Source organism: Pseudorhodobacter sp. E13 (assembly GCF_003991405.1).
Taxonomy (GTDB): domain Bacteria; phylum Pseudomonadota; class Alphaproteobacteria; order Rhodobacterales; family Rhodobacteraceae; genus Pseudorhodobacter.
Map to the genome: position 1 here is coordinate 1 of NZ_RPEN01000004.1, position 204 is coordinate 204.

At 69.6% G+C, this 204-nt stretch carries 1 protein-coding gene; it reads left to right on the top strand.

All coding sequences use genetic code 11. From position 1 onward, the window contains the following. The coding region (locus tag EGN72_RS00020) for a VCBS domain-containing protein (protein WP_148114228.1) at positions 1–204 on the top strand (204 nt) is incomplete at both ends.

A 204-nucleotide genomic window follows, 5' to 3' on the forward strand; every position in this document is an offset into this window, starting at 1 on the left:
CGCCAATGACGCGGCCGTCATCGCGGGCGATCTGTCCGGGATCGGGGCCGAGGACAGCGCCGCGCCGATCACCGGCACGGCGACGACCACGGATGTCGACAACGACGACAATGTGTTCCAGCCGGCCTCGGGGGTGGGGGCCATGGGCTATGGCACCTACAGCGTGGATGCGGGCGGCGCCTGGTCCTATCTGATCGACGACGC